At 72.1% G+C, this 9,158-nt stretch carries 9 protein-coding genes; 2 read left to right on the top strand and 7 right to left on the bottom strand.

The genetic code is table 11. From position 1 onward, the window contains the following. The 7 genes from SZN_RS32650 to SZN_RS32620 all read right to left on the bottom strand — a co-directional run. A partial coding sequence (locus tag SZN_RS32650; RefSeq protein ID WP_007503509.1) for a TerD family protein occupies window positions 1-537 on the bottom strand: 537 nt, incomplete at its 3' end. An 82-nt stretch (window positions 538-619) separates the two neighbouring features. Beyond that, the gene (locus tag SZN_RS32645) at window positions 620-1,609 is read right to left on the bottom strand and encodes a zinc-dependent alcohol dehydrogenase family protein (protein ID WP_007503507.1); all 990 of its coding nucleotides are present in this window, start codon (window positions 1,607-1,609) and stop codon (window positions 620-622) included. Beyond that, window positions 1,606-2,454, bottom strand: a complete 849-nt coding sequence (locus SZN_RS32640) for a carbohydrate ABC transporter permease (RefSeq protein ID WP_007503505.1) — start codon at window positions 2,452-2,454, stop codon at window positions 1,606-1,608. Before SZN_RS32640 ends, SZN_RS32645 begins: the two co-directional genes overlap by 4 nt. Continuing rightward, complete coding sequence (locus tag SZN_RS32635; protein WP_007503503.1) at window positions 2,451-3,389, bottom strand: carbohydrate ABC transporter permease; 939 nt, start codon at window positions 3,387-3,389, stop codon at window positions 2,451-2,453. The genes SZN_RS32640 and SZN_RS32635 overlap by 4 nt, the downstream gene beginning before the upstream one ends. After that, a complete protein-coding gene (locus tag SZN_RS32630; RefSeq protein WP_043734275.1) occupies window positions 3,386-4,756 on the bottom strand; it encodes an ABC transporter substrate-binding protein in 1,371 nt (456 codons plus the stop codon). The genes SZN_RS32635 and SZN_RS32630 overlap by 4 nt, the downstream gene beginning before the upstream one ends. Before the next feature lie 104 nt (window positions 4,757-4,860). Then, window positions 4,861-5,682: a DeoR/GlpR family DNA-binding transcription regulator gene (locus SZN_RS32625; protein WP_007503498.1), complete on the bottom strand. Its 822-nt coding sequence runs from the start codon at window positions 5,680-5,682 to the stop codon at window positions 4,861-4,863. Window positions 5,683-5,891: 209 nt separating this feature from the next. Next, a complete protein-coding gene (locus tag SZN_RS32620) occupies window positions 5,892-6,701 on the bottom strand; it encodes an NAD-dependent epimerase/dehydratase family protein (RefSeq protein ID WP_007503496.1) in 810 nt (269 codons plus the stop codon). 289 nt (window positions 6,702-6,990) lie between these two features. On the opposite strand from SZN_RS32620, the gene SZN_RS32615 reads away from it, so the two are divergent. Together SZN_RS32615 and SZN_RS32610 are read left to right on the top strand one after the other, a co-directional pair. Then, entirely contained in the window at window positions 6,991-7,938 is a 948-nt protein-coding gene (locus SZN_RS32615) for a 5-dehydro-4-deoxyglucarate dehydratase (protein ID WP_007503494.1), read from the top strand. Further along, window positions 7,935-9,098, top strand: a complete 1,164-nt coding sequence (locus SZN_RS32610) for a hypothetical protein (protein WP_007503492.1) — start codon at window positions 7,935-7,937, stop codon at window positions 9,096-9,098. Before SZN_RS32615 ends, SZN_RS32610 begins: the two co-directional genes overlap by 4 nt. The last annotated feature ends 60 nt before the right edge of the window (window positions 9,099-9,158 follow it).

Genomic DNA, 9,158 nt, shown 5'->3' with positions numbered 1-9,158 from the left:
CGGCTGCGCGGCGGGCCGCGGAGGGGCGGCCGGCGCCGGCGCGGGCTCCTCGACCGTCACACCGAAGTCGGTGGCGATGCCGGCCAGGCCGTCGGCGTAGCCCTGGCCGACCGCGCGGGCCTTCCAGGCGCCGTTGCGCAGGTAGATCTCGACGATCACGAGCGCGGTCTCGGTGCCGAGCTGCGGGGGCGTGAAGCTGGCCAGGACGCTGTTGTCGTCGGCGTTGCGCAGGGTGGCCGTCGGCTCGACGCCCTGGAAGGTCTGGCCCGCCGCGTCCGGGCTGGCCGTGACGACGATCTTCTCGATGCCCGGGGGCACGGCCGCCGTGTCGACCGTGATCGCGTCGGGGGCGGTGCCGCCGCCGGAGCGGTAGGTCACCCCCGGGCCGGACGGCTGGTTGTAGAAGATGAAGTCGGCGTCCGAGCGCACCTTGCCGTCGGCGGTGAGCAGCAGGCCCGAAACGTCGAGCCGCACCGGAGCGGCGACGTCCACCGTCACGCGGGCGGCCGGGAGAGGGATGTTCGAGCCGGGGGTCATAGCTGTCATGACCCGTGAACGAGCGGGGGCGCTTTACCGTTCCCTTACCTGGCGAACGGGTGACGCGCCCCCGCCCCGCGCGCTACGGCACGACCACGATCTTGCGGCCCACGCCCGCCGCGAACTGCTCCAGGGCCTGCGGGTAGCGCTCCAGCGGGATGCGGTCGCTGATGAACACGTCCGGGTCCAGGACGCCGTTCGCGAAGAGCTCGGCCGCCCGCTCGAAGCTGTGCAGGACGGCCATGGAGCCCGTGATGGTGATCTCCTGGTTGTAGATGCGGTACGGGTCGATCGACACCCGGGTCGCGTAGTCCGCCACCCCGAACTGCAGGAAGGTGCCCGCCTTCGCCACCCGGTCCAGGCCGTCCTGGATCGCCGCCGCGTTGCCGGTCGCGTCGATCACGAGGTCCCAGCCCTGCGGGCGGTCCAGCTCGTCGGGGTTCGCCGCCGACGCCGAGACACCGAGGCCGCGGGCGGTCTCCAGGCGCTGCGGGTTGAGGTCCACGACGTCCACGCTCGCCGCGCCGGTCCGCTTGGCCAGCTCCAGCATCATCAGGCCCATGGTGCCCGAGCCGTAGATCAGCACATGGGCGCCGAGGCGGGAGCGGAGCACGTCGTAGCCGCGCACCGCGCAGGACAGCGGTTCCACGAGGGCCGCGTCCTGGGTGCGCACGTGCTCGGGGAGCTTCACGCAGTTCGCCACCGGCGCCACCGCGAACTGGGCCGCGCCGCCGGCCGTGGTCACCCCGATCGCGGCCCAGCGCTCACAGAGGTTGTTGTGGCCGTTGCGGCAGTAGCGGCACTCGTAGCAGTACAGGGAGGGGTCGACGGCGACGCGGTCGCCCACCGCGACCTCGGTGACCTGGGTGCCGACCCCGACGACCTCGCCCGCGAACTCGTGGCCCGGCACGATCGGCAGCTTGGGGGCGAACTCGCCCTGGAGGATGTGCAGGTCGGTGCCGCACAGGCCGCAGGCGGCGACCTCGACGACGACCTCGCGCGGGCCCGGCGTCGGGTCGGGGACCTCGGCGACGACGGCCTTGCCCACGGACTCGATGACGGCGGCCTTCATTTCACGGCTCCCAACGACAGGCCCTGGACCAGCTTGTCCTGGGCGGCGAACCCCGCGGCGAGCACCGGCAGGGAGATGACGAGCGACGCGGCACTCACCTTCGCCAGGAACAGGCCCTGGCTGGTGATGAAGCCGGTCAGGAAGACGGGCGCGGTCTCGGCGACGACGCCCGTCAGGACCCGGGCGAACAGCAGTTCGTTCCAGCTGAAGATGAAGCAGATCAGGGCGGTGGCGGCGATGCCGGGCAGGGCGATCGGGGCGACCACGCGGGTGAGCACGGTCGGCAGCTTCGCGCCGTCCACCCGGGCCGCCTCGATGATCGCGACCGGGATCTCGGCGAGGAAGGAGTGCATCATCCACACCGCGATCGGCAGGTTCATCGACGTGTAGAGGATGACCAGGAGCCAGATGTTGTCGAGCATGCCCGCGTTCTTCGCGAACAGGTACAGCGGCAGCAGGCCCGCCACGACCGGCAGCATCTTCGTCGACAGGAAGAAGAACAGGACGTCGGTCCACTTCTTCACCGGCCTGATCGACAGGGCGTAGGCCGCCGGGAGGGCGAGAACCAGCACGAACAGGGTCGAGGCGACCGACGCCACGGTGGAGTTGATCAGCGCCGGCCAGGGGCTCGCCCCGCCGCCCGCGCCGAAGAACTCGCGGTAGCCGTCCAGCGTCAGCGACGCGGCGAAGGAGGGCGGGTTGGTCGCCGCGTCCTGTTCGGAGTGGAAGGACGTCAGCGCCATCCAGGCGATGGGCAGGAAGAACACGATGCCGAGCAGCCAGGCCACCAGGCCGAGGCCCATTCCCTTGCGGCGGTTGCGCGGTCCTACGGCCACGGCACTCATGCGCGCGACACCTCCTCGCGGAACAGGGACGACACGACGCGCAGGGCGAAGGTCGCGATGATGATGGAGCCGATGACCACGAGGACGCCCGCGGCCGAGGCGAGGCCGTTCTCGTGGGCCTGGTAGAAGGTCTGGTAGACGGTGTAGGGGAGGTTGGCGGTGCCGAGGCCCCCGGATGTGATCGTGAAGACCGCGTCGAAGTTCTGCACGATGTAGATCGAGCCGAGCAGGGCGCCCAGTTCGAGGTAGCGGCGCAGGTGGGGCAGGGTGAGATGGCGGAAGATCTGCCAGTCGCTCGCGCCGTCCACCCGGGCGGCCTCGATCTGCTCGTGGTCGCGGCTCTGCAGGCCCGCCAGCAGGATCAGCATCATGAACGGCGTCCACTGCCAGACGAGGGCCGCCTCGACCGCGAGCAGCGGGGTGTTGGAGATCCAGTCTGGCTGTGGGCCGCCCACATAGCTCAACAACCCATTGAGCAGACCGTATTCAGGGTTGTAGAGCACATGCTTCCAGAGCAGCGCGGCGGCCACCGGCACCACCAGGAAGGGGGCGATCAGCAGGGTGCGGACCACGCCGCGGCCCTTGAACTTCCGGTCGAGCAGCAGGGCGAGCGCGAGGCCGAGGACCAGGCTGGTCAGCACCACCGCGACCGTCAGCAGCACGGTCGTCCACACCGACCGGCGCAGGTCCGCGTCGGTCAGGACCTCCTGGTAGTTGGCGAACCAGGCGAACGAACGGGCATCCGGATAGAGGGAGTTCCAGTCGAAGAAGGAGATCACCAGCGTGGCCACGAAGGGCAGCTGGGTCACCGCGATCATGAAGATCAGGGCCGGGAGCAGCGGGGCCCGGGTCGCCCAGGCGCGCAGCCGGGCGGAGGGCGGACGGGTGCCGTTCGCGGGGGTCGTGGCCACGGGGGCCGTGGTGGTCGCTGTCATCGCCCCTCGTACTCCTCGGAGATCTTCTCGGCGAGCTGCTGGGACTTCTTCAGGGCCGCGTCGACGGACTGGCGTCCGGCGATGGCCGCGCTGATCTCCTGGGAGACCTTGGTGCCGAGGTCGGTGAACTCGGGGATGCCGACGAACTGGATGCCGGGCGCCGGGCGGGGCTGGACACCGGGGTCGTTCGGCCGGGCGCCCTCGATGGCCTCCTTCGTCATCTCCTGGAAGGCGGCCGCCTCCGCGCGGTACGCGGGGTTGTCGTAGGTCGAGGCGCGCTTGCCGGCCGGCACGTTGGACCAGCCGAACTCGTCGCCGACCAGCTGCTCGTACCGCTTGCCGGACGCCCAGGAGACGAACCGCCACGCCTTGTCGGGGTTGCGGGACGCCTGCTGGATGCCCCAGGCCCAGGTGTAGAGCCAGCCGGCGGACTCGGTCTTGTCGACCGGGGCGGGCGCGTAGCCCATCCTGCCCTTGACCGGGCTCTTGGCCGCCTCCAGGGAGCCGGCCGCGGAGGTGGCGTCGTACCACATGGCGACCTTGCCCTGGGTCATGTTGTTCAGGCACTCGGCGAAGCCGGACTGGGCGGCTCCCGACTGACCGTACTTGCGCACCAGGTCGACGTAGAACGTCGTCGCCCGCTTCCACTCGGGGGAGTTCAGGCGGGCCGTCCAGTCCTTGTCGAACCAGGTGCCGCCGAAGGTGTTCACGACGGTGGTCAGCGGTGCCATCACCTCGCCCCAGCCGGGCAGTCCGCGCAGGCAGATGCCCTTCATGCCCGGCTGGGCGCCGTCCGTCTTCGCCGCGAGGTCCGCCACCTGCCGCCAGGTGGGGCGCGCGGGCATCGTCAGGCCCTGCTTCTCGAACACGTCCTTGCGGTACATGAGGAAGGACGACTCGCCGTAGAAGGGCTGGCCGTAGAGCTTGCCGTCGTCGCCGGTGAGGGACTGGCGCATCGGCTTGAGGACGTCCCGCTCGTCGTAGCCGGGGTCCTTGGCGACATAGGAGTTCATCTCCCTGAGCCAGCCGTTGCGGGCGTAGATCGGTATCTCGTAGTTGGAGAGCGTCGCCACGTCGTACTGACCGGCCTGGTTGGCGAAGTCCTGGCTGATCTTGTCGCGGACGTCGTTCTCGGGCAGGACGGTGAAGTTGACCTTGATGCCGGTCTCTTCGGTGAAACGGGGCGCCAGCTTCTGGAGTTCGGTCATCTGGGGGTTGTTGACCATCAGGACGTTGATGGCGTCGCCCCCGGAGCCGGCCCCGCCCGCTCCGACCCAGCAGCCGGAGAGCAGCGGGGCGAGCAGCGTCCCTGCGGCGGCCATGGCGAGCATGGCTCGCGGTGGCCGCCGTCGGCTCTGGGTTCGCATGGATCGCTCCTGGACGTGAGGGAACTTATGGTGAGGTACGTGAAACAGGGGGAGATATGGGGCAGATGTGGGTGTGCCTGCCCGCGGGGAGTGTCGGTGCGCGGTCAGACGCGGATGACCTGCGGCCCCATCAGCGAGTAGCGGTGGGCCTCGGCGGAGGGCAGCAGGGTGCTCGTCACGATCGTCTCCAGTGCGCCGATGTCGGTGAACCGGCAGAAGCTGACCGCGCCGAACTTGGTGTGGACGCCCGCGAACACGATGCGGCGCGAGGCCCGGACGGCCTGCGCCTTGACCTCGCTGACGGCCGGGTCGGGGGTGGTCAGGCCCTGTTCGCGGGAGATGCCGTTGGCGCCGATGAACGCCAGGTCGATGACGAACCCGGCCAGCATCTGAGTCGTCCAGTGGTCCACGGTGGCGAGGGTGCCGGAGCGGACCCGGCCGCCGAGCAGCAGCACGGAGGCGTGCTCGGTCCCGGCGAGCGTGCCCGCGACCGGGAGGGAGGCGGTGACGACGGTCAGCTGCCGGTCGGTGGGCAGTGCCTCGGCGATGAGCTGCGGGGTGAAGCCCTCGTCGACGAAGACCGTCTCGGCGTCTCCGAGCAGATCGGCGGCGGCCGCCGCGATCCGGCGCTTCTCGGGGACGTGGCTGGTGGCGCGGAAGGCGAGCGTCGTCTCGAAGCCGGCGCTCTCCACGGGGTAGGCGCCGCCATGGGTGCGGCGCAGCAGCCCGTGGTCCTCCAGGACCCGCAGATCGCGCCGTACGGTCTCCTTGGCCACGCCCAGTTCGTCGGCGAGCGCGTTGACGTCGACGGAGCCCTCGCGCCGTGCGGTCAGCACGATCTCGCGCTGACGCTCCTCCGCCGTTCGCGTGCTCACCGAGACACCCGCCTTCCGCCGTGCTGCCCGTTCGGGCCCGGTGGGACCCATGGGGGAAGTTCTACAGCGGGGGCGCGGCAGTGACCAGCTCTGTTGCGGGCCCGATGCTGCCCGTCTGCGCCCGTTCGACGGATGCCGTGCCCGTCTCGGACCTGCGTGGTTTCGGTGGGGCGGGTGGGATCGGGCGGGCGCCGCGCCCGAATACGACGGCGGGCGGGCCCGTTCGGTGCCCGCCCGCCTCTGCCGCCGTCAGGATCCGGTCAGTACGGCCAGATCGGCGGGTCGTTGACGAAGTGGCCGCCGAGGTGGGCGTGCGCGACGTTCTCCGGGTCGAGTTCGCCCTGTTCGGCGATGAGCTTCGCGGCGTACGGCTCGGAGTCGTCCTGCGGCGCGTAGCCCAGCGCGCGGGCGCTCGTGAGGTCCCACCACAGGCGGGTGTTGGCGGAGGAGCCGTAGACGACGGTGTGCCCGACGTCCTCGGCGGTCAGGGCCGCGTGGAAGAGGCGGGCGCCGTCGGCGGGGCTCATCCACACCGAGAGCATGCGCACGCTGGTCGGCTCGGGGAAGCACGAGCCGATGCGCACGGACACCGTCTCCAGGCCGTGCTTGTCCCAGTAGAACTGGGCGAGGTCCTCGCAGAAGGACTTGGACAGGCCGTAGAAGGTGTCCGGGCGGCGGGGGGTGTCGAGCGGGATCAGCGGGTCGTCGCCGCGGGGGCGGGGGGTGAAGCCGACCGCGTGGTTGGAGGAGGCGAGGACGATCCGCCCGACGCCCTCCTCGCGGGCCGCCTCGTACAGGTGGTACGTGCCCTCGATGTTCGCCCGCAGGATCTTCTCGAACGGGGCTTCCAGGGAGATGCCGGCGAGATGGATGATCGCGTCGACGCCCCGCACCGCCTCGCGCAGCGCCTCCCGGTCGGCGAGGTCCGCGACGATCGCGTCCGGCTCGCCCTCGACGGGGCGCAGGTCCAGCAGGCGCAGGGTGTGGCCGTGGGCCGGGAGCAGGTCCCGCATCAGGGTGCCGAGTCCGCCGGCGGCGCCGGTGAGCAGAACGGTGCGGGGTGCGGGCATCCTCGGGACTCCTTGGCTGGACGGGTCGGCCGGGGGCGGGCCGCGCGGGCGATCCGGTCGTTCAATGACCGCATGCGTGGACGGTATTCATATTCTTGGACACGCTAAGGAGCGTCCGCCGATCACGTCAAGTGTCCCGCACGCTCCGGGAATCCGCGGCCGAGTTGCCGGGTCGGGCGCTTGACCGGCCTCGACGGGGCTCCATAGGGTGGCCGTGTTCAAGAATATGGACATGGATCAGAAACGTGAGCGTCTGTTCCTGCGTGAGCGCCTGTTCTAGGGAGAGTCCGTGACGCCAGCCCCCCTCGCCGCACGCCTGAGCATCCCCGGCGGGCCGCTGTTCTTCCCCGTCACCGCCTACGGCCCCGACGGCTCGGTCGACCTCGACACCTACCGCGCCCATGTCCGCCGCGGCGTCGAGGCCGGGGCCGCCGCGGTGTTCGCCTGCTGCGGCACCGGCGAGTTCCACGCCCTCACGCCCGAGGAGTTCGCGGCCTGCGTGCGCGCCGCGGCCGAGGCGGCGCGGGGCCGGGTACCGGTCGTCGCCGGCACCGGCTACGGCACCGCGCTCGCCGTGCGCTACGCGCGCCTGGCCGAGGACGCCGGTGCGGACGGACTGCTCGCCATGCCGCCGTACCTCGTCGCCGCCTCCCAGGAGGGACTGCTGCGGCACTACCGCGAGATCGCGTCGGCGAGCGCCCTCCCCGTCATCGTCTACCAGCGCGACAACGCCGTGTTCACCCCCGACACCGTCGTCGGACTCGCCCGCACCGAAGGCGTCATCGGCCTCAAGGACGGCCTCGGCGACCTCGACCTCATGCAGCGCGTCATCAGCGCCGTGCGCAGCGAAGTCCCGGGCGACTTCCTCTACTTCAACGGACTGCCGACCGCCGAGCAGACCCAGGTCGCCTACCGCGCGCTCGGCGTCACCCTCTACTCCTCGGCCGTCTTCTGCTTCGCCCCCGAGATCGCCCTGGCCTTCTACCGGGCGCTGGAGGGCGGCGACGAGGCACTGGTGGCCCGGCTCCTGGACGGCTTCTACCGCCCCTTCGTCGAACTGCGGGCCCAGGGGCGGGGATACGCCGTCGCCCTGGTCAAGGCCGGCGTACGGCTGCGCGGCCTGGAGGTGGGCGAGGTCCGCCCGCCGCTGCACGAACCGGGCGAGGACCATGTCAAGCGGCTCGCCCGCGTCGTCGAACGCGGCCTCGCGCTGCTGGAGCCGGAGGCGGCCCGGTGAAGGCGTCCGCGTTCGTCTACCCCTGGGACGTCAACGGGGACCCGGGCGCCCCCGGCCGCATCGCCGGGCTCGGCGTCCCCCAGGTCACGCTCGCCTCGGCGTACCACTCGACCCGCGCGCTCACCCCCCGCCATCCGCGCCACCGCGTCGTCACCGCCGAGTACGCCGCCGTGCTCTACCCCCCGGACCAGCGCTGGCGGGGACGGGTGCCGCGGCCCCGTCCGGCGGGCGACTGGGCTCCCGGCGACGCCTTCGGCGAGGCCGCCGCCGCGCTCGCGGGCGCCGGACTGGAGGTCCACACCTGGGTGGTCCTCGCGCACAACTCCCGCCTGGGCGCCGAGCATCCGGACACCTCCGTCGTCAACGCCTACGGCGACCGCTATCCCTGGGCGCCCTGCATCGCACAGCCCGCCACGCGCGCGTACCTCGTCGACCTCGCGGCGGAGGCCGCGGTGCGGCCGGGGGCGCGCGGAACGGAGCTGGAGTCCCTCGGGTGGTACGGCCTCGCGCACCTGCACGCCCACGACAAGACGGCCGGGGTGCCGCTCGGGGACGCCGGGCAGTACCTGATGTCCCTGTGCTTCTGCCCCGCGTGCCGGGACGGCTACGGCGCCCGGGGCCTGGACCCCGGGGAACTGGCCGCCGCCGTACGCGCCGCCCTCGAACCGCTGTGGCGGGGAGCGCGCGAGCACGGGGACTGGGCCGGTGTGGAGAGGCTGCTCGGCCCCGGCACGGCGGCGGCCACGCGCGCGTGGCGCGACGAGACCGCCCGCACCCTCCAGGAGGCGGCCGTCGCCGCCGTCCGGCGCCAGGCCCCCGACGGCTTCCAGGTGCTGCTGCACGCGGACCCGGTGAGCCATCACTGCGGCGCGAACGCCGGGGTCGACCCCGAGCACGTCCTGTCCGTCGCGGACGGCGTGGTCGTGCCCTGCGCCGGCGGCCCCGCCCTGCTCGCGCCGTTCGCCGGCCGGGGCCGCGCGGGCACCGTCGTCGCCGCCAACCTCGGCGTGGTCACCGGGATGGGCGGCAGCCCGGGGACCCTGGCCGTGGACGCGGCCCGCGCGCGCGAACTGGGCGCCACGGAGATCCGGCTCTACCACGCGGGGCTGGCGTCGGACGCGGACCTCGCGGCGGCACGGGAAGGGCTCGCCGCGCTCTGAGACGGCGGCGGGGCCCTCCCGTCGCCTTACGGGCGCCGGGGCGGGGCGGCGGCGTACGGT

The organism is Streptomyces zinciresistens K42, assembly GCF_000225525.1.
GTDB lineage: Bacteria > Actinomycetota > Actinomycetes > Streptomycetales > Streptomycetaceae > Streptomyces > Streptomyces zinciresistens.
Note: the sequence above shows the minus strand (reverse complement) of the source record. Positions and strands in the feature narration are given on the sequence as shown.